Genomic DNA, 20,159 nt, shown 5'->3' on the forward strand with positions numbered 1-20,159 from the left:
TCCTTTGCCACCTAACTCGTCATACTTCAAGCTGCAGATGCGTTGGCTTTCCTCGCTCACCCCAGTCACGTACTACCTGTACGCTCCCGGGGATGCGCTACGTCGCCGCCTTCCTGCAACTCGAATTATTTAGAGTTTTACTTTATGAGGTGCAAAGTGTTTAAAAAATGTCTTCCGCTTTTACTGCTGTGCGCAGCGCCTGCCTTCGCCAAACCCGTTCTGACCGTCTATACCTACGACTCGTTCGCCGCCGACTGGGGCCCCGGCCCAACCATCAAAAAAGCCTTTGAAGCCGACTGCAACTGCGAACTAAAGCTGGTGGCGCTGGAAGATGGCGTCTCGCTGCTTAACCGCCTGCGTATGGAAGGAAAAAACAGTAAAGCCGACGTCGTGCTCGGACTGGATAACAACCTGCTCGACGCGGCAATGCAGACCAAACTGTTTGCCAAAAGCGGCGTGGCGAGCGATGCCATCAACGTCCCTGGCGGCTGGAAAAACGACACCTTTGTACCGTTTGATTACGGCTATTTCGCCTTTGTGTATGACAAAAACAAGCTGAAAAACCCACCGAAGAGCCTGAAAGAACTGGTCGAAAGCGACCAGAAATGGCGCGTAATTTATCAGGACCCACGCACCAGCACGCCGGGTCTGGGACTGCTGCTGTGGATGCAGAAAGTGTACGGCGATAAAGCGCCGGAAGCCTGGCAGAAACTGGCGGCTAAAACCGTCACCGTCACCAAGGGCTGGAGTGAAGCCTACGGTCTGTTCCTGAAAGGTGAAAGCGATCTGGTGCTGAGCTATACCACCTCTCCGGCGTATCACATCATCGAAGAGAAGAAAGATAACTACGCCGCCGCCAATTTTAGCGAGGGACACTATTTGCAGGTGGAGGTCGCCGCACGTACCGCCGCCAGCAAACAGCCCGAACTGGCGGAAAAATTCCTGACATTTATGGTTTCTCCGGCGTTCCAGAACGCAATCCCCACCGGCAACTGGATGTATCCGGTAACCCAGGTCACGCTTCCTCCTGGCATTGCACAACTGGAAAAACCGTCCACCGCGCTGGAATTCACCCCACAACAGGTAGCAACTCAACGTCAGACATGGATTAACGCATGGCAACGCGCCGTCAGCCGTTAATTCCCGGCTGGCTGCTCCCAGGGCTTTCGGCCGCTACGTTGATAGTGGCCGTCGCCCTGGCGGCGTTTCTGGCGCTGTGGCTGAACGCCCCTCAGGGAGACTGGTTCACGCTGTGGCAGGACAGCTACCTGTGGCACGTGGTGCGTTTTTCCTTCTGGCAGGCATTTTTATCCGCTGCGCTGTCGGTGATCCCGGCAATCTTCCTCGCCCGGGCGCTTTATCGTCGCCGTTTCCCTGGGCGTATAGCGCTGCTGCGCCTGTGCGCAATGACGCTGATCCTGCCGGTGCTGGTCGCCGTCTTTGGCATCCTTAGCGTCTACGGTCGTCAGGGCTGGCTGGCCTCACTTTGGCAGGCTCTCGGCCTGGAGTGGACGTTTTCACCGTACGGTCTGCAGGGCATTCTGCTGGCACACGTCTTTTTCAACCTGCCGATGGCCAGCCGTTTACTGCTGCAGTCGCTGGAGAATATTCCCGGCGAACAGCGGCAGCTCGCCGCGCAGCTAGGTATGCGCGGCTGGCATTTCTTCCGCTTCGTTGAATGGCCGTGGCTGCGCCGCCAGATCCCTCCGGTAGCGGCGCTCATCTTTATGCTGTGCTTCGCCAGTTTTGCTACCGTGCTGTCGCTCGGCGGCGGGCCGCAGGCGACCACCATCGAGCTGGCTATCTATCAGGCGCTGAGCTTCGACTACGATCCCGCCCGCGCCGCCATGCTGGCACTGATCCAGATGATTTGCTGCTTAGGACTGGTGCTGCTCAGCCAGCGCATGAGTCGAGCGATAGCCCCCGGCACCACGCTGGTACAAGGCTGGCGCGATCCCGACGACCGCCTGCACAGCCGAGTGACCGACACCCTGCTGATTATTCTGGCGCTGCTGCTGTTACTCCCGCCGCTGCTGGCGGTGATTGTCGATGGTGTTAACCGTCATATTCTGGACGTTCTCGCGCAGCCTGTATTGTGGCAAGCCCTGTGGACTTCGCTGCGTATTGCGCTGGCGGCAGGCCTGCTGTGCGTCATTCTCACCATGATGCTGTTGTGGAGCAGCCGCGAGCTGCGGGCACGGCAGCAAGTTTTAGCCGGTCAGGCGCTGGAACTGAGCGGCATGCTGATCCTCGCAATGCCGGGCATCGTGCTGGCAACCGGGTTCTTCCTGCTGCTCAATAACAGTATTGGACTGCCGGACTCTGCCGACGGCATTGTGATTTTTACCAATGCACTAATGGCCATCCCTTATGCGCTGAAAGTGCTGGAAAACCCGATGCGTGACATAACGGCGCGCTACAGCATGTTGTGCCAGTCTTTAGGCATTGAAGGATGGTCGCGGTTGAAAGTGATTGAGCTGCGTGCGTTGAAACGCCCGCTGGCGCAAGCCATGGCCTTCGCCTGCGTCCTGTCGATTGGCGATTTTGGCGTGGTAGCCCTGTTTGGCAACGAGGACTTCCGCACGTTACCGTTTTACCTCTATCAGCAGATTGGCTCCTATCGCAGTCAGGATGGTGCAGTCACCGCATTATTGCTGCTGATCCTGTGCTTTACGCTGTTTACTGTTATTGAGAAATTACCGGGTCGACATGTTAAAACTGATTGATATCACATGGCTGTATCACCATTTACCCATGCGCTTTACGCTGTCGGTCGCGCGCGGTGAACAGATCGCCGTGCTGGGACCCAGCGGCGCCGGGAAAAGTACGCTATTAAACCTGATTGCCGGTTTTCTGGCACCAGCCAGCGGCACAATGATGATTGGTGGTGAGGATCATACCCGCACGCCGCCTTCTCGCCGCCCTGTCTCCATGCTGTTTCAGGAAAACAATCTGTTCAGCCACCTGAGTGTGCAACAGAATATCGCCCTCGGCCTTAACCCTGGGTTGAAACTGAACGCGCAGCAGCAGGAGAAAATGCGCCACATTGCTCAACAAATGGGACTCGACATGTTGCTGGAAAGGCTTCCTGGCGAGCTTTCCGGCGGGCAACGCCAGCGTGTAGCCCTGGCGCGCTGCCTGGTGCGAGAACAGCCCGTGTTGCTGCTTGATGAACCGTTCTCCGCACTCGACCCCGCCCTGCGTCAGGAAATGCTCACACTGGTGGCCGACGTGTGTCGTGAAAAGCAGCTGACGCTGCTGATGGTGTCCCACAGCGTAGAAGACGCCGCGCGCATTGCGCCACGTTCAATCGTAGTCGCCGACGGGCGCATTGCGTGGCAAGGTAAAACAGATGAGCTGTTGAGCGGTCACGCCAGCGCCTCGGCGCTGTTGGGTATTAAAGCATAGTGGCGCAATTTGCGGCCCGTTGGCCGGATTAGCGCCAGCGCCATCCGGCAAAATAAGCCCTAATAGCCCACCACTTTGCGCAGGATATCGATATACACCGGCATCAGCGGATGGCGGATCAGTGCGACCAGCGCCACCACGCCGATCCCGAGAACAAGCGGCGCCAGATACAGCAGTCGACCTCGCGGCAAATAAACGGTTAAGCGATCAACAGCCGCTTTGCCGCTACGCCATAGCCGCCAGCACAGCCATCCCCCGACCCACAGCAATAGTGCGGTCGCCAGCAATAGCCATTTGAAATCGCCGCTCTGTACATCTGAGGGAATATCAATTGCCGCGCCCGCCAGGATACCCGGCAGAAAATAAAACGGCGGCCACAGTACACAGCCAATGATATTAGGCACTATAAATTTGGCGACAGGCAGATCAAGCATCCCCGCCACCATTGGCACCAGCGGACGCGTCGGACCAACAAAACGACCTACCAGAATAGTAAACATGCTGTGCTGATGAAGCGCATGTTCAGTTTTATCCAGTAACGCCTTGTTCTTTTTCATAAAAGACCAGCGATGCAGCGGCTTTTTAAAACGCCAGCCCAGCCAGAAGGAGATCCAGTCACCCATCAGGCAGCCGACAATGCCCGCAAGCCAGGCATGCCAGAAATTCAGTTCACCGCTACCAATCAGCGCACCCAGTCCGGCCATCAGCACGGTACCGGGTAAAATTAAGCCCACCAGCGCCAGCGACTCCAGAAAAGCCACCAGCAGTACGGCTATCAAAGAGTATACGGCGGACTGGAGAATAAAATGTTCCAGCAATGCTTGCATAATGTGTCCGTCAGATTTACGAAGCAAGGATTCTGATAACCCTTCTCAACTTCGTCAAGCCATCATTCGTATGAATAGTTTGCGAAATATGACAACTTTTCGGACACATCATTCACTTTTTATTCACAGCCAGCGCGAAACTCGCTCGGGCTGGCGCCGGTACATTTTTTGAAAACGCGGGAGAAATAGAGCTGATCGTCAAACCCGACGTTGCGCCCGACGGTGGCGATCGGCATGCGCGTGGTGCTCAACAGGAGCTTCGCCTGGCTGATTCGCTGATCCTCACGCCAGCTGAGTACGCTGATGCCGAGCTGCTGGCGGAACAGGTGCGACAAACGAGACGGCGACAGGCAGACATGCTGCGCGACGCTGGCAATATCAAAATTGCTGTCCGCCAGGTGATCGCTGATGTACTGACAGGCATCACGCACGCGGTTATCCATGGGGGGATGCAGCGATTCATTAATTGCTTCCATACGTCTGAGCAGCAGTTGTTCCAGCAAATTGATCGCCAACAGCTCAGAGTAACGACCCTCCCGCTGCCCGGCGCTGATTATCTGGCCAAACAGTTCGTTGAAGTGTGGCTGATGCGCTTCATCCGGGCGGAAAAAACCCGTCTGTGCAAAAATCGCCGGCCAGGTAAGCCACTCCTGCCAGTAGGCGCGAGGTCGAAAGTAGACCCACTGGTGGTACCATTCACTGGCATCGGGATGGCGGCCGTAATGGTGAACTTCACCCGGCGGAAACAGCAAAATATCACTCGGTCGGCAAACAAACTGCTTACCTTGATTGTTGATGACCCCTTCCCCGCGAATGGTCAGGTTCAAGATATAGCCCTTCATTCCCAGCGGTCTGTCGATAAAAAAATCCAGGTACCCGTTCGCCTCAATAGGGGTTAATCCCGCCACTAAATGCGCGTTAAACGAGTAGCCCGGCAACAGGGGATCGTTTTGCGGTTCAGCCATAATTTCAATACTCCCGGTGTTCTGATAAGAAACAAATCGTCCATATTATGCAAGATATCGTCACCGTCGCCCCTCTAGACCGTTATGGTTTCAGTGATGGACCATCAACCCCGCATGCGAAAAGCATTTTGTAAAAAACATGTCCTGCGCCAACGATAAAAACGGCTAACAAAAGTGTCTATAACTACGGCAGAAATGTCCACATTGAATATTTGCACGGCGTCACACTTTGTGATGCCACAGCATTTTAGTCCATAAGATTAGCGGATCCTGCCTGACGGTTTTTACCCCCATTATCTACTGTTTATCCATACCCGTATTTTTGGATGGAGTAAGACGATGGCGATTGCAATTGGCCTCGATTTTGGAAGTGATTCAGTACGCGCTTTGGCGGTGGAATGTGCCACCGGCGAGGAGATTGCCACCAGCGTAGAGTGGTACCCACGTTGGCAGGAAGGGCAATATTGCGATGGCCCAAACAACCAGTTTCGCCATCACCCGCGTGACTACATTGAATCCATGGAAGCCGCACTGAAAACGGTCCTCGGCGAACTGAGCGCAGAACAGCGTGCGGCAGTGGTCGGGATTGGCGTTGACAGCACCGGTTCAACCCCTGCGCCTATTGATGCCAACGGCAACGTCCTCGCACTCAGAGAAGAGTTCGCCGAGAACCCGAACGCGATGTTCGTCCTGTGGAAAGACCACACGTCAGTCGAAGAAGCCGAAGAAATCACCCGCCTGTGCCATACGCCTGGAAAGGTCGATTATTCCCGCTATATCGGCGGCATTTATTCCAGCGAATGGTTCTGGGCGAAAATCCTGCACGTTACCCGCCAGGACAACGCAGTCGCGCAGGCTGCCGTGTCCTGGATTGAGCTGTGCGACTGGATCCCCGCCCTGCTCTCTGACACCACGCGCCCACAGGATATTCGTCGCGGACGCTGCAGCGCCGGTCACAAATCCCTGTGGCATGAAAGCTGGGGTGGCCTGCCGCCAGCCAGTTTCTTTGATGAACTCGACCCCCTCATCAACCAACATCTGCAATACCCGATGTTTACCGATACTTTCACCGCAGACCTGCCAGTGGGCACGCTCTGTGCGGAATGGGCGCAGCGCCTGGGTCTGCCGGAAAGCGTGGTCATTTCCGGCGGTGCATTCGACTGCCATATGGGCGCAGTCGGCGCGGGCGCACAGCCAAACACGTTGGTGAAAGTCATTGGCACCTCGACCTGCGATATTCTGATTGCCGACAAAGCCAGCGTCGGCGAACGCGCAGTAAAAGGCATATGCGGCCAGGTTGATGGCAGCGTGGTGCCGCACTTTATTGGCCTGGAAGCCGGTCAATCCGCCTTCGGCGATATCTATGCCTGGTTTAGCCGCGTGCTGAGCTGGCCGCTGGAGCAGCTTGCTGCGCAGCACCCGGAACTCAAAACGCAGATTAAAGCCAGCCAAAAACAGCTGCTGCCTGCGCTAACCGAAGCATGGGCAAAAAATCCGTCTCTGGACCATCTGCCGGTAGTACTCGACTGGTTCAACGGGCGTCGTACACCCAATGCCAACCAACGTTTGAAAGGGGTCATTACCGACCTTAACCTCGCGACCGACGCACCAGCGCTGTTTGGTGGATTGATTGCCGCAACGGCGTTTGGCGCACGCGCCATTATGGAATGCTTTACCGAACAAGGCATCGCAGTGAATAACGTGATGGCGCTCGGCGGCATCGCACGTAAAAACCCGGTCATCATGCAGGCCTGTTGTGACGTCCTTAATCGTCCGCTGCAGATTGTCGCCTCAGACCAGTGCTGCGCGCTTGGTGCGGCAATTTTTGCCGCCGTTGCCGCAAACGTGCATGCCGATATCCCCGCCGCCCAGCAAAAAATGGCGAGTGCCGTGGAAAACACACTTCACCCTCGCCCGGAGCAGGCTCAACGTTTTGAACAACTGTATCGCCGCTACCAGCAGTGGGCGGTAAGCGCCGAACAACAATACCTTCCGACTGCCGCACCGGCGCACAAAGCCCCGGTAGATCTGGCAACCCTGACACATTAAGGACACGACAATGACGATTTTTGATAACTATGAAGTGTGGTTTGTGATTGGTAGCCAGCACCTGTATGGCCCAGAAACCCTGCGTCAGGTAACCCAGCACGCCGAGCACGTTGTTAACGCACTGAATACTGAAGCTAAACTGCCCTGCAAACTGGTGTTAAAACCGCTGGGAACATCGCCTGACGAAATCACGTCTATTTGCCGCGATGCCAACTATGACGATCGTTGTGCGGGCCTGGTGGTCTGGCTGCATACCTTCTCACCGGCCAAAATGTGGATCAACGGCCTGACCATTCTCAACAAACCGCTGATGCAGTTCCATACCCAGTTCAACGCCGCCCTACCGTGGGACAGCATTGATATGGACTTTATGAACCTGAACCAAACTGCACACGGCGGCCGTGAGTTTGGCTTCATCGGCGCGCGTATGCGCCAGCAGCATGCCGTGGTCACCGGTCACTGGCAGGATAAGCAAGCGCACGAGCGTATCGGTTCCTGGATGCGCCAGGCCGTGTCCAAACAGGATACCCGCCATCTGAAAGTATGCCGTTTTGGCGACAACATGCGTGAAGTTGCAGTCACTGACGGCGATAAAGTGGCTGCACAGATCAAATTTGGTTTCTCGGTGAACACCTGGGCCGTGGGCGATCTGGTACAGGTAGTGAACGCGATTAGCGATGGTGAGATCAACGCGCTGATCGACGAATATGAAAGCACCTACACCATGACGGCAGCAACGCAAATCCACGGTGACAAGCGTCAGAACGTGCTGGAAGCCGCCCGTATTGAACTGGGCATGAAGCGTTTCCTCGAACAGGGTGGATTCAATGCCTTTACCACCACGTTTGAAGATTTGCACGGCCTGAAACAACTTCCGGGTCTGGCCGTACAGCGTCTGATGCAGCAAGGCTACGGCTTTGCAGGCGAAGGTGACTGGAAAACTGCCGCGCTGCTTCGCATCATGAAGGTGATGTCAACCGGCCTGCAGGGCGGCACCTCATTTATGGAGGATTACACCTACCACTTCGAGAAGGGCAACGATCTGGTGCTCGGCTCGCACATGCTGGAAGTGTGCCCGTCGATTGCCGTAGAAGAAAAACCGATCCTCGACGTGCAGCACCTGGGCATTGGCGGTAAAGACGACCCTGCTCGTCTGATCTTCAACACAAAAACCGGCCCGGCCGTGGTTGCCAGCCTGATCGATCTCGGCGATCGCTATCGTCTGCTGGTCAACTGCATTGATACAGTACAAACCCCGCACGACCTGCCGAAACTGCCGGTGGCGAACGCGCTGTGGAAAGCCCAGCCGGATCTGCCTACCGCGTCTGAAGCCTGGATCCTGGCCGGTGGCGCACACCACACCGTCTTCAGCCATGCGCTGGATCTGAATGACATGCGTCAGTTCGCTGAAATGCACGATATCGAGATCGCGGTGATCGACAACGATACCCGCCTGCCGGCCTTTAAGGACGCGCTGCGCTGGAACGAAGTGTACTACGGGTTCAAACGTTAATTATCGAAACGGATTGCCCGGTGGCATTTCATTTACCGGCCTACAAATCACCGTAGGCCGGATAAGCGTAACGCCATCCAGCATTCAGGAGTTAACATGCTAGAAGATCTTAAACGTCAGGTCCTGGAAGCGAATCTGGCGCTGCCAAAGCACAACCTGGTGACCCTCACCTGGGGGAATGTCAGCGCCGTCGACCGTGAACATGGCGTATTCGTGATCAAACCTTCCGGTGTTGATTACAGCGTAATGACCGCGGACGATATGGTAGTGGTCAGTATTGCCACCGGTGAAGTGGTGGAGGGGCAAAAAAAACCGTCTTCCGATACGCCCACTCACCGTCTGCTGTATCAGGCTTTCCCGAGCATTGGTGGTATTGTCCACACCCATTCACGTCACGCGACGATCTGGGCACAGGCGGGTCAGTCGATTCCAGCCACAGGAACGACCCACGCAGACTATTTCTACGGCGCTATTCCCTGCACGCGAAAAATGACCGATGCAGAAATTAACGGTGAATACGAGTGGGAAACCGGGAATGTGATCGTTGAATCCTTTGAAAAACAAGGTATTGATGCGGCACAAATGCCAGGCGTACTGGTACATTCTCACGGCCCGTTTGCATGGGGTAAAAACGCCGAAGATGCCGTTCATAACGCGATTGTGCTGGAAGAGGTTGCCTATATGGGGATCTTCTGCCGCCAGCTCGCACCGCAGCTACCGGATATGCAGCAAACGCTGCTGGACAAGCATTATCTGCGTAAGCACGGTGCTAAAGCCTACTACGGACAATAATCTTCTTTATAAGCGCGTAGATAAACTACGCGCTCCAGTATCATTATTCGCTGAAGTATTCAGCAAAGGAAGCTTGATATACGCAATCATTTGAGCAGAGATAGTCAATTACAGTATCACAATGCCCATTATCTTGATCGCCCTCCACACAATGGAAAAAGACATAATCTGAAATTGTAGTCTGCCACTTCTGACCATTCACCACGTAATTAATAACCGTATCACGATGACCGTTGCTTTTATCACTACCCTGCCAATGGAAAAAAGCATTGCCATCATCAATAACTTCAGCATTCCACAGTTGACCGTTCCATGTTTTATATAAAATAAATTTACTCACGGTCTTTACAGCAGGGTTAGCCAGCAATGTATTAACAAACATATAGTTACTGTACTTGACGCTAAGTTGCTGTTTAGAGAAAATATTCATAAAGACTCCATTCTCATATTAATTACATGAAATATAATAAACATTTGAAGTATCCCAGTTAGCACTAGAAATAAAATTATATTAAAATAAAAATCAAATAACACAGAGAGATAACCCGACGAAATCGAACTGAAATCCGTTTTTATTCAACAATAGAATCCCAGTTAAATATATTATATTTAACCTACTATCCCGAACACTTCGAATAAAATTCTTACACCAACCTGTAATAAACACAAATAGAAAAAACATAATTTTCCATTTCCGAGAAATTAGTTGCATAATTAAATAAGCACAATTCCTAAAAATCGACAAAAATCCGGAAATGGACTTGAATTCAACTCGCAATATATAAATCAGATAAGTAATAAAAAATTAAAAAAGTAAGCCTACGAATAAAATAATTCATCCACCCAAATCTTCATCCTCGTATTCATGAATCAAATTCGTCATAAGCTGTATAAAAAAACAGTACAACCAGATAAACCAGGCTATAATCATGCCGGGTTTTTTGATGGGTACGCAGCGTGGCGCAGGCAGGTTTTATTTTAACCCGGCACTGGCGGGATACCCCACAGGGGACAGAGGTTTCATTCTGGCTGGCAACGGACGACGGGCCATTGCTGGTCACGCTTGCGCCGCAGGAGTCAGTTGCCTTCATCCCAACCAGCCAGGTTTCCCGCGTTACTTCACTATTACGCGCAGAAAACGGTTTTCGGCTGGCTCCGCTTAACCTGCAAGATTTTCATCGCCAGCCCGTTTCGGGGCTGTACTGCCGATCCCATCGCCAGTTGATGCGTCTTGAGAAGCTGCTACGCGAAAATAGCGTCACGGTCTATGAGGCCGACGTGCGTCCGCCAGAACGTTATCTGATGGAGCGCTTTATCACCTCCCCCGTTTGGGTGGATGGCGATCGGTATAACGATACGCTGATCAACGCGCGGCTGAAGCCAAACCCGGACTATCGCCCCCCCTTAAAATGGCTATCGCTGGATATCGAAACCACGCGGCACGGCGAGCTTTACTGCATTGGTCTCGAAGGCTGCGGACAGCGTATTGTCTATATGCTCGGCCCGGCCAACGGTGATGCCTCACAGCTTGATTTTGAACTTGAATATGTGGCGAGCCGTCCGCAGTTGCTGGAAAAGCTCAACGCGTGGATAGCCCACCACGATCCTGATGTCATCATCGGCTGGAACGTCGTGCAGTTCGATTTACGTGTCCTGCAAAATCATGCCGAGCGTTACCGAATTCCCCTGCGTTTTGGCCGTGACAACAGCGAACTGGAATGGCGCGAGCACGGTTTCAAAAACGGCGTTTTTTTCGCCCAAGCCAAAGGCCGCCTGATCATTGACGGCATTGAGGCCCTCAAATCCGCGTTCTGGAACTTTTCCTCGTTTTCGCTGGAAACGGTGTCGCAGGAGCTACTGGGTGAAGGGAAATCAATTGATAATCCCTGGGACCGCATGGACGAAATTGACCGCCGATTCGCTCAGGATAAGCCCGCGCTTGCCACTTATAATCTCAAAGACTGTGAACTGGTCACGCGCATCTTTCATAAAACCGAGATCATGCCGTTTCTGTTGGAGCGCTCAACGGTCAACGGCCTGCCGGTCGACAGGCACGGTGGCTCGGTTGCGGCATTTGGTCATCTCTATCTTCCGCGCATGCACCGTGCCGGTTACGTTGCGCCAAATCTCGGGGAAGTCCCCCCCCATGCCAGCCCCGGTGGCTATGTGATGGACTCGCGTCCTGGTTTGTACGACTCGGTGCTGGTTCTGGATTACAAAAGCCTGTACCCGTCGATCATCCGCACCTTTCTGATCGATCCGGTGGGACTTATCGAAGGTATGGCGCAGCCGGATCCTGAACACAGCACTGAAGGATTCCTTGGTGCCTGGTTTTCGCGCGAAAAACACTGCTTACCGGAAATAGTGACCCAGATCTGGCACGGGCGAGATGAGGCAAAACGCCAGGGAAATAAGCCGCTCTCGCAGGCGCTCAAAATCATTATGAACGCCTTTTACGGCGTGCTAGGCACCACGGCATGTCGATTTTTCGATCCCAGACTGGCCTCGTCGATCACCATGCGCGGGCATGCGATCATGCGCCAGACCAAAGCGCTGATTGAAGCGCAGGGTTATGACGTTATCTATGGCGATACCGACTCAACGTTTGTCTGGCTCAAAGGCGCACACGCGGAAGAGGATGCGGCAAGGATTGGTCGGGAGTTGGTCCATCATGTCAACACCTGGTGGGCGCAGTCGCTGCAACAACAAAACCTGACCAGCGCGCTTGAACTGGAGTTTGAAACCCATTTTCGCCGCTTTTTGATGCCGACCATTCGCGGCGCGGATACGGGCAGCAAGAAGCGCTACGCCGGACTCATTCAGGACGGGGACCAGCAGCGCATGGTCTTCAAAGGACTGGAAACCGTACGCACTGACTGGACACCGCTGGCACAACGGTTCCAGCAGGAACTCTATTTGCGGGTCTTTCGCCAGGAGCCGTATCAGGATTTTGTCAGGGAAACCATCGACAGCCTGATGGCCGGTGAACTGGACGATCAGCTGGTTTACCGTAAGCGCCTGCGCCGCCCGTTAAGCGAATACCAGCGTAATGTCCCACCCCACGTTCGCGCCGCGCGGCTTGCCGATGAACAGAACATCAAGCGAGGCCGTCCGCCGCAATATCAAAACCGTGGCACCATAAAATATGTCTGGACGATAAACGGCCCGGAACCTGTGGATTATCAGCTCTCTGCGCTGGATTATGAGCATTATCTTACGCGCCAGATACAGCCGGTTGCCGAGGGAATTCTTCCCTTTGTTGATGATAACTTTGCTACACTACTCACAGGGCAACTGGGGTTATTTTGACGCGTGACGAAACCGTCGCCATCCAGTACCATAGCGCCCTTTCCATTCCTGGACCCATTTTACACCACTACCACTGATTCATTAGCCTGGTAGCGGGGTCGTATGCTCTGAAAACTCGGGATACCCGATACATGACGAGTATTACCTGCAATTAAAGATATAGAGCCGAACACATATGCCTTTTACACTTGGTCAACGCTGGATCAGCGATACAGAAAGCGAATTGGGACTTGGTACCGTTGTCGCCATGGATGCGCGAACCGTCACCTTACTTTTCTCATCGACGGGTGAAAACCGTCTGTATGCGCGCAGTGACTGCCCTGTGACCCGCGTGATGTTCAATCCTGGTGATACGATCACTAGCCATGAAGGCTGGCAATTGCATGTCGATGAAGTAAAAGAAGAAAACGGACTGCTTGCCTATATCGGAACCCGCCTTGATACCGAAGAAACCGGCGTCGTGCTGCGCGAAGTCCTGCTCGACAGCAAGCTGGTGTTCAGCAAACCTCAGGATCGTCTGTTTGCTGGCCAAATCGACCGTATGGACCGCTTTGCGCTGCGCTATCGTGCGCGTAAATTTCAGAGCGAACAGTATCGTATGCCGTGGAGTGGTCTGCGCGGTCAACGTACCAGCCTGATCCCCCACCAGCTTAATATTGCCCATGATGTCGGTCGTCGCCATGCCCCTCGCGTTTTGCTGGCAGATGAAGTGGGCCTGGGAAAAACCATTGAAGCCGGGATGATCCTGCATCAGCAACTGCTGTCCGGTGCCGCCGAACGCGTGCTGATCATCGTCCCTGAGACGTTACAGCACCAATGGCTGGTCGAAATGCTGCGCCGTTTCAACCTGCGCTTTGCGCTGTTTGATGATGAGCGCTATGCCGAAGCGCAGCACGATGCCTACAACCCGTTTGAAACCGAGCAGCTTGTCATCTGCTCTCTGGATTTTGCGCGTCGTAGCAAGCAGCGTCTGGAGCATTTGTGTGAAGCAGAATGGGATCTGTTGGTGGTCGATGAAGCTCATCACCTGGTGTGGAGCGAAGATGCGCCAAGCCGCGAGTATATGGCGATCGAACAACTGGCCGAGCGCGTACCGGGCATCTTGCTGCTGACCGCAACGCCGGAACAGCTGGGTATGGAAAGTCACTTTGCGCGTTTACGCCTGCTGGACCCAAGCCGTTTCCACGATTTCGAGCAGTTTGTTGAAGAGCAAAAAAATTACCGTCCGGTAGCCGATGCCGTCGCCATGCTGCTGGCAGGCAATAAACTGAGCAACAATGAGCTGAACATGCTCGGCGATCTAATTGGCGAGCAGGACATCGAGCCGCTGCTGCAAGCTGCTAACAGCGATCGTGAAGATGCCCAGAGCGCGCGGCAGGAACTGGTTTCCATGCTAATGGACCGCCATGGCACCAGCCGCGTACTGTTCCGTAACACCCGTAATGGGGTGAAAGGTTTCCCGAAACGCGAACTGCATACTATTAAGCTGCCGCTGCCGACCCAATACCAGACAGCCATTAAAGTCTCCGGCATTATGGGCGCACGTAAAAGCGCAGAAGAGCGCGCCCGCGACATGCTCTATCCAGAGCAGATTTATCAGGAGTTCGAAGGCGATACCGGCACCTGGTGGAACTTCGACCCACGCGTTGAATGGTTGATGGGCTACCTGACCAGTCATCGTTCGCAGAAAGTACTGGTTATCTGTGCGAAAGCGACCACCGCGTTGCAGCTGGAGCAGGTGCTGCGCGAGCGTGAAGGCATTCGCGCTGCCGTATTCCATGAGGGTATGTCGATCATCGAACGTGACCGTGCTGCCGCCTGGTTTAGCGAAGAGGACAGCGGTGCGCAGGTGATGCTGTGCTCGGAGATCGGTTCTGAAGGCCGTAACTTCCAGTTCGCCAGCAACCTGGTGATGTTTGACCTGCCGTTTAACCCGGATCTGCTGGAACAACGTATTGGACGTCTGGACCGTATTGGTCAGGCGCACGATATTCAGATCCACGTCCCGTACCTGGAAAAAACCGCCCAGTCCGTGCTGGTACGCTGGTACCACGAAGGTCTGGATGCGTTTGAGCACACCTGTCCGACCGGGCGTACGATTTATGATACGGTCTATAACAACCTGATTGGTTATCTGGCAGAGCCGGAAAACAACGAAGGATTTGATGATCTGATCAAAGCCTGCCGTGAACAGCATGACGCACTGAAAGCGCAGCTGGAACAAGGGCGCGACCGTCTACTCGAGATTCACTCCAACGGCGGCGAAAAAGCGCTGGCGCTGGCTGAGAGCATTGAGGAGCAGGATGACGACACCAGCCTGATCGCCTTCGCCATGAACCTGTTTGATATCGTCGGTATTAATCAGGACGATCGCGGGGACAACTTAATTGTGCTGACGCCGTCCGATCATATGCTGGTCCCGGATTTTCCGGGGTTGCCTGAAGACGGCTGCACCATTACCTTTGAGCGAGATATTGCACTGTCGCGTGAAGACGCCCAGTTTATCACCTGGGAGCATCCGCTGATCCGTAACGGTCTGGATCTTATCCTGTCTGGTGATACCGGCAGCAGCACCATATCTCTGTTGAAAAACAAAGCTTTGCCGGTTGGTACCCTGCTGGTTGAACTGGTGTACGTGGTCGAAGCGCAGGCACCGAAGCAACTGCAGCTCAACCGCTTCCTGCCACCGACGCCGGTGCGCATGTTGCTGGATAAAAACGGTAACAACCTCGCCGCTCAGGTGGAGTTTGAAACCTTTAACCGCCAGCTCAGTGCCGTTAATCGCCATACCGGTAGCAAGCTGGTCAACGCCGTGCAGCAAGATGTCCATGCGATTCTGCAGTTGGGTGAAGCGCAGGTTGAGCAATCTGCCCGCGCGCTGATCGACGCCGCGCGTAAAGAAGCGGATGAGAAGCTGTCTGCAGAACTGTCGCGTCTGGAAGCGCTGCGCGCCGTTAACCCGAACATCCGTGATGACGAACTTGCCGCGATTGAAAGCAACCGTCAACAGGTGATGGAAAGCCTGGATCAGGCCGGCTGGCGTCTGGATGCCTTACGCCTGATTGTCGTGACGCATCAGTAACGGAGCCATACATGGGGATGGAAAACTACAATCCGCCGCAGGAACCCTGGCTGGTTATCCTGTATCAGGATGAACACATTATGGTGGTCAACAAGCCGAGCGGCTTGTTGTCCGTGCCGGGTCGCCTTGAAGAGCACAAAGACAGCGTGATGACGCGTATTCAACGCGACTATCCACTGGCAGAATCAGTGCATCGCCTGGACATGGCCACCAGCGGCGTGATTGTAGTGGCGCTGACCAAAGCGGCAGAGCGCGAGCTAAAGCGTCAATTTCGCGAGCGCGAACCGAAGAAGCAGTATGTCGCACGCGTGTGGGGGCATCCCTCACCCGCCGAGGGACTGGTGGATTTACCGCTGATTTGCGACTGGCCGAACCGACCAAAACAGAAAGTCTGTTATGAGACGGGCAAAGCCGCGCAGACTGAGTATGAAGTAGTGGAATTCGCGGCGGATAATACCGCGCGGGTGGTGCTGAAACCCATTACCGGGCGTTCTCATCAGCTACGCGTGCATATGCTGGCGTTAGGGCATCCGATTCTGGGTGACCGCTTCTATGCCCCGCCGGAGGCGCTGGCGTTAGCGCCACGCCTGCTGCTGCATGCCGAGATGCTCACCATTACTCATCCCGAGTATGGCAATAGTATGACCTTTAAAGTCCCGGCAGATTTTTAAATTTTGTGCTGCTCTGTGCCGGGGGCGCTACGCTTGCCCGGCCTACATTCTTCAACGTAGGCCGGATAAGGCGCTAGCCGCCATCCGGCAACTTATTCTGCCGCTTACTTGAAGCCTTTCTGTTCTTTAATTAACTCATAAGCCTTTTGAATTTCCTGCGCTTTCTGCTTGGCCATTTCCATCATCTCCGGCGGTAGTCCTTTCGCGACCAGCTTGTCGGGATGGTGCTCGCTCATCAGTTTACGATAAGCGCGCTTAATAGTAGTGGCATCGTCGGTCGCTTTAACACCCAGCACATTACACGCATCTTCCAGCGTCGGGCCACGCTGTGCCTGCTGCCAGCCACCGCCAGACTGTTGCTGATATCCACCACCAAACTGCGCACCACCCTGCATCATGCGCAGATACTGATCAAATTGCGCGCGCGAGATCCCCAGCTCTTCAGCAATCACATACAGCACTTCACGTTCGTTAGGATGCAGCGACCCGTCCGCAAACGCCGCCTGGATCTGGATCTCCAGAAACATACGGATCAGGTCGAAGCGGCCAAAACAGACGCTGCGAAACTGGCGCATTTTTTCACGTAATGGGTAATTGTCTGATTTTCCCACCCGGAAGGCATGCTGCGCAGCGGTTCGTGAGTCACCGTGTAAATTCATCCGGTCCATCAGCTGGCTGGCGATATGAATATCGGCTTCCGTGACACGTCCTTTTGATTTGGTCAGGTGTCCCATCACCTCAAAGGTGGTGGCAAAAAACAGCGCCTGACGTTCACGTTGATTGGCAAACCACGCCATTTTGCGCATGCGGGCTTTGTCGAACATATGACCCACAAGCAGGCCTAAAACCACGCCCCAGAAGCCGCCGCCCATCATTAAGGCCACGGCGACACCAATAATCTTTCCCCAATACTGCATAGACTCCCCAAATCTTTACGCTGCCAGCCGGGCTATGTACCACAATATAAGGTGCTTTTACCGTTTTACGGCAGCGGTCAATTGTGGGACATCGCCTATAATTTGCATTATCATACCTGTCATTCAATGCCGTGCCTAACACCACGGATGCCTAAATGGGCAGGATTAACACTAGCGCAGTGAAGATGAGATAAGTTAGGCTGTGACCGTTTGTCACGCGCGACGCTACTGATGATGGAACAATAAATACAACGTATGAAAAAACGTATTCCCACTCTTCTGGCCACCATGATTGCCAGCGCCCTTTATAGTCAACAGGGTCTGGCAGCCGATCTCGCCTCACAGTGCATGTTGGGCGTGCCAAGCTATAACCGTCCTCTGGTGCAGGGCGAGACCAATGAATTACCTGTTACCATCAATGCCGATCACGCGAAAGGGAATTACCCGGATGACGCCGTGTTTACTGGCAACGTGGATATCGCACAGGGTAACAGCCGCCTGCAGGCTGACGAAGTGCAGTTGCACCAGAAGCAGGCCGAGGGTCTGCCGGAGCCGGTCCGTACCGTCGATGCGCTGGGTAACGTCCATTATGATGACAATCAGGTCATTCTGAAGGGGCCGAAGGGTTGGTCGAATCTGAATACCAAAGATACCAACATCTGGGAAGGTGACTATCAGATGGTCGGTCGTCAGGGACGCGGTAAAGCCGACCTGATGAAACAGCGGGGTGAAAACCGCTACACCATTCTGGAAAACGGGAGCTTCACTTCCTGTCTACCGGGTTCCAATACCTGGAGCGTTGTCGGTAGCGAAGTGATCCACGATCGCGAAGAACAGGTCGCGGAAATCTGGAACGCCCGCTTTAAACTGGGTCCGGTTCCGGTCTTTTACAGCCCGTATATGCAGCTGCCCGTCGGCGATAAACGCCGCTCCGGTTTCTTAATCCCGAACGCAAAATACTCCAGCAATAACTATTTTGAGTTCTACCTGCCGTATTACTGGAACATCGCGCCCAATATGGACGCCACCATCACGCCGCATTACATGCACCGTCGTGGCGGCGTGATGTGGGAGAACGAATTCCGCTACCTCAGCCAGGCCGGCACCGGTTTGATGGAGTTCGACTATTTGAACTCCGATAAAGTCTACGACGATGAACATCCGAAAGATGACAACTCACGCCGCTGGTTGTTCTACTGGCAACACGCTGGTGTGATGGACCAGGTATGGCGCTTCAATGTCGACTACACCAAGGTTAGCGACACCAGCTACTTTAATGATTTTGATAATAAATACGGGTCCAGCACCGACGGCTACGCCACGCAGAAATTCAGCGTCGGCTATGCGGTGCAAAACTTTGATGCGACAATATCGACTAAGCAGTTCCAGGTCTTTGATGCGGCAAATAGCAACAGTTACTCTGCGCAACCACAGTTAGACGTCAACTACTATCAGAATGACGTCGGACCGTTCGATACCCGAATTTATGGGCAGGCAGTACATCTCGTCAATACGAATGACAACATGCCGGAAGCGACGCGCGTTCACCTTGAGCCGACCATCAATCTGCCGCTATCGAACAATTGGGGAAGCATCAACACTGAAGCGAAGCTGCTGGCGACGCACTACCAGCAGACAAATGTGGATTGGTACAATAATAATCCTGCAAATGTGAACAAGCTGGATGAGTCAGCCGATCGCGTGATACCGCAGTTCAAAATCGACGGCAAGATGGTCTTTGAACGCGATATGCAAATGCTGGCACCTGGCTATACCCAGACACTGGAGCCGCGTGCGCAGTATTTGTACGTGCCGTATCGCGACCAAAGCCATATCTATAACTATGACTCCTCTCTGCTGCAAGCTGACTACAGCGGCCTGTTCCGCGACCGCACCTATGGTGGTCTTGACCGTATCGCCTCTGCCAACCAGGTGACGACCGGGGTCACATCTCGCGTATATGATGACGCTGCCGTTGAACGTTTTAACATTTCTGTGGGTCAAATCTACTATTTCACCGAGTCTCGCACCGGCGATGACAACATTAAATGGGAGAATGATGACCAAACCGGCTCACTGGTATGGGCAGGCGATACCTACTGGCGTATCTCCGATCGCTGGGGTTTACGCAGCGGGATCCAGTACGATACCCGTCTGGATAGTGTCGCCACCAGCAGCAGCAGCATCGAATACCGTCGCGACGAAAACCGTATGCTGCAGTTGAACTACCGTTATGCCAGCTCGGAATATATTCAAGCTACCCTGCCGTCGTACTACTCTACGGCAGATCAGTATAAGAACGGGATTTCTCAGGTAGGTGCAGTGGCCAGCCTGCCGATTGCTGACCGTTGGTCAATTGTCGGGGCGTACTACTTCGATACCAATGTGAACAAAGCAGCAGACTCCATGCTGGGCGTACAGTACAACTCCTGCTGTTATGCCATTCGCTTTGGCTACGAGCGTAAGCTGAACGGTTGGGATGATACGCAAAAACACGCGATTTATGACAACACGATCGGCTTTAACATCGAACTGCGCGGTCTGAGCTCTAACTATGGTCTCGGCACCAACCAAATGTTGCGTTCGAACATTTTGCCGTATCAAAGCGCTTTATGATCTGATTGAT

Annotated in this window: 14 protein-coding genes; 10 read left to right on the plus strand and 4 right to left on the minus strand. The window is 53.9% G+C overall.

Annotation, left to right across the window (positions count from 1 at the left end; translation table 11 throughout):
• Positions 1–156 precede the first annotated feature (156 nt).
• Genes thiB through thiQ form a run of 3 tightly spaced genes read left to right on the plus strand, consistent with a single transcriptional unit; the run spans position 157 to position 3,408 of the window.
• Positions 157–1,140 (plus strand): thiamine ABC transporter substrate binding subunit, encoded by a 984-nt coding sequence (thiB, locus tag FDW95_RS19385; protein WP_115259471.1) that lies wholly within the window; start codon positions 157–159, stop codon positions 1,138–1,140.
• Positions 1,116–2,726, plus strand: coding sequence for a thiamine/thiamine pyrophosphate ABC transporter permease ThiP (thiP, locus tag FDW95_RS19390; RefSeq protein WP_115259472.1), 1,611 nt, complete (start codon positions 1,116–1,118; stop codon positions 2,724–2,726). Before thiB ends, thiP begins: the two co-directional genes overlap by 25 nt.
• Positions 2,710–3,408, plus strand: coding sequence for a thiamine ABC transporter ATP-binding protein ThiQ (gene thiQ / locus FDW95_RS19395; protein ID WP_115259473.1), 699 nt, complete (start codon positions 2,710–2,712; stop codon positions 3,406–3,408). Before thiP ends, thiQ begins: the two co-directional genes overlap by 17 nt.
• A gap of 59 nt (positions 3,409–3,467) precedes the next feature.
• Here the strand turns inward: thiQ and FDW95_RS19400 are convergent, their stop codons facing one another.
• Both FDW95_RS19400 and araC read right to left on the minus strand, forming a co-directional pair.
• Positions 3,468–4,235, minus strand: coding sequence for a DedA family protein (locus tag FDW95_RS19400; RefSeq protein ID WP_096758325.1), 768 nt, complete (start codon positions 4,233–4,235; stop codon positions 3,468–3,470).
• Between the two features lie 119 nt (positions 4,236–4,354).
• Entirely contained in the window at positions 4,355–5,200 is an 846-nt protein-coding gene (gene araC / locus FDW95_RS19405; RefSeq protein WP_115259474.1) for an arabinose operon transcriptional regulator AraC, read from the minus strand.
• Positions 5,201–5,539: 339 nt separating this feature from the next.
• Between araC and araB the strand changes: the two genes are divergently transcribed.
• The 3 genes from araB (at position 5,540) to araD (ending at position 9,554) form a co-directional block, all read left to right on the plus strand.
• Positions 5,540–7,249 carry a ribulokinase gene (gene araB / locus FDW95_RS19410; RefSeq protein ID WP_115259475.1) on the plus strand — a complete coding sequence of 570 codons (1,710 nt, stop codon included), beginning with the start codon at positions 5,540–5,542 and terminating at the stop codon, positions 7,247–7,249.
• A gap of 10 nt (positions 7,250–7,259) precedes the next feature.
• Entirely contained in the window at positions 7,260–8,762 is a 1,503-nt protein-coding gene (araA, locus tag FDW95_RS19415) for an L-arabinose isomerase (RefSeq protein ID WP_115259476.1), read from the plus strand.
• A 96-nt stretch (positions 8,763–8,858) separates the two neighbouring features.
• Complete coding sequence (gene araD / locus FDW95_RS19420) at positions 8,859–9,554, plus strand: L-ribulose-5-phosphate 4-epimerase (RefSeq protein ID WP_115259477.1); 696 nt, start codon at positions 8,859–8,861, stop codon at positions 9,552–9,554.
• 43 nt (positions 9,555–9,597) lie between these two features.
• Here the strand turns inward: araD and FDW95_RS19425 are convergent, their stop codons facing one another.
• Positions 9,598–9,984, minus strand: a complete 387-nt coding sequence (locus FDW95_RS19425) for a DUF4751 family protein (RefSeq protein ID WP_115259478.1) — start codon at positions 9,982–9,984, stop codon at positions 9,598–9,600.
• A gap of 527 nt (positions 9,985–10,511) precedes the next feature.
• Here FDW95_RS19425 and polB point away from each other — a divergent pair.
• From polB to rluA, 3 genes are all read left to right on the plus strand, one after another.
• Positions 10,512–12,863: a DNA polymerase II gene (gene polB / locus FDW95_RS19430; RefSeq protein WP_137363586.1), complete on the plus strand. Its 2,352-nt coding sequence runs from the start codon at positions 10,512–10,514 to the stop codon at positions 12,861–12,863.
• Positions 12,864–13,038: 175 nt separating this feature from the next.
• Complete coding sequence (rapA, locus tag FDW95_RS19435; RefSeq protein WP_115259479.1) at positions 13,039–15,945, plus strand: RNA polymerase-associated protein RapA; 2,907 nt, start codon at positions 13,039–13,041, stop codon at positions 15,943–15,945.
• An 11-nt stretch (positions 15,946–15,956) separates the two neighbouring features.
• Complete coding sequence (gene rluA / locus FDW95_RS19440; RefSeq protein ID WP_115259480.1) at positions 15,957–16,616, plus strand: bifunctional tRNA pseudouridine(32) synthase/23S rRNA pseudouridine(746) synthase RluA; 660 nt, start codon at positions 15,957–15,959, stop codon at positions 16,614–16,616.
• Positions 16,617–16,720: 104 nt separating this feature from the next.
• Here the strand turns inward: rluA and djlA are convergent, their stop codons facing one another.
• A complete protein-coding gene (gene djlA / locus FDW95_RS19445) occupies positions 16,721–17,533 on the minus strand; it encodes a co-chaperone DjlA (RefSeq protein WP_096758333.1) in 813 nt (270 codons plus the stop codon).
• A 255-nt stretch (positions 17,534–17,788) separates the two neighbouring features.
• On the opposite strand from djlA, the gene lptD reads away from it, so the two are divergent.
• Positions 17,789–20,149 carry an LPS assembly protein LptD gene (gene lptD, locus FDW95_RS19450; protein ID WP_137363587.1) on the plus strand — a complete coding sequence of 787 codons (2,361 nt, stop codon included), beginning with the start codon at positions 17,789–17,791 and terminating at the stop codon, positions 20,147–20,149.
• Positions 20,150–20,159: the final 10 nt, after the last annotated feature.

This window comes from Citrobacter sp. wls718, from assembly GCF_005280945.1.
Classification (GTDB): Bacteria; Pseudomonadota; Gammaproteobacteria; order Enterobacterales; family Enterobacteriaceae; genus Citrobacter; species Citrobacter gillenii.

Bases quoted from the DNA above. Each gene is read 5' to 3' on its own strand.
- lptD (WP_137363587.1), top strand. From the start codon at position 17,789: ATGAAAAAACGTATTCCCACTCTTCTGGCCACCATGATTGCCAGCGCC.
- thiQ (WP_115259473.1), top strand. From the start codon at position 2,710: ATGTTAAAACTGATTGATATCACATGGCTGTATCACCATTTACCCATG.
- djlA (WP_096758333.1), bottom strand. From the start codon at position 17,533: ATGCAGTATTGGGGAAAGATTATTGGTGTCGCCGTGGCCTTAATGATG.
- araC (WP_115259474.1), bottom strand. From the start codon at position 5,200: ATGGCTGAACCGCAAAACGATCCCCTGTTGCCGGGCTACTCGTTTAAC.
- rluA (WP_115259480.1), top strand. From the start codon at position 15,957: ATGGGGATGGAAAACTACAATCCGCCGCAGGAACCCTGGCTGGTTATC.
- araA (WP_115259476.1), top strand. From the start codon at position 7,260: ATGACGATTTTTGATAACTATGAAGTGTGGTTTGTGATTGGTAGCCAG.
- thiP (WP_115259472.1), top strand. From the start codon at position 1,116: ATGGCAACGCGCCGTCAGCCGTTAATTCCCGGCTGGCTGCTCCCAGGG.
- araD (WP_115259477.1), top strand. From the start codon at position 8,859: ATGCTAGAAGATCTTAAACGTCAGGTCCTGGAAGCGAATCTGGCGCTG.
- FDW95_RS19400 (WP_096758325.1), bottom strand. From the start codon at position 4,235: ATGCAAGCATTGCTGGAACATTTTATTCTCCAGTCCGCCGTATACTCT.
- araB (WP_115259475.1), top strand. From the start codon at position 5,540: ATGGCGATTGCAATTGGCCTCGATTTTGGAAGTGATTCAGTACGCGCT.
- FDW95_RS19425 (WP_115259478.1), bottom strand. From the start codon at position 9,984: ATGAATATTTTCTCTAAACAGCAACTTAGCGTCAAGTACAGTAACTAT.
- rapA (WP_115259479.1), top strand. From the start codon at position 13,039: ATGCCTTTTACACTTGGTCAACGCTGGATCAGCGATACAGAAAGCGAA.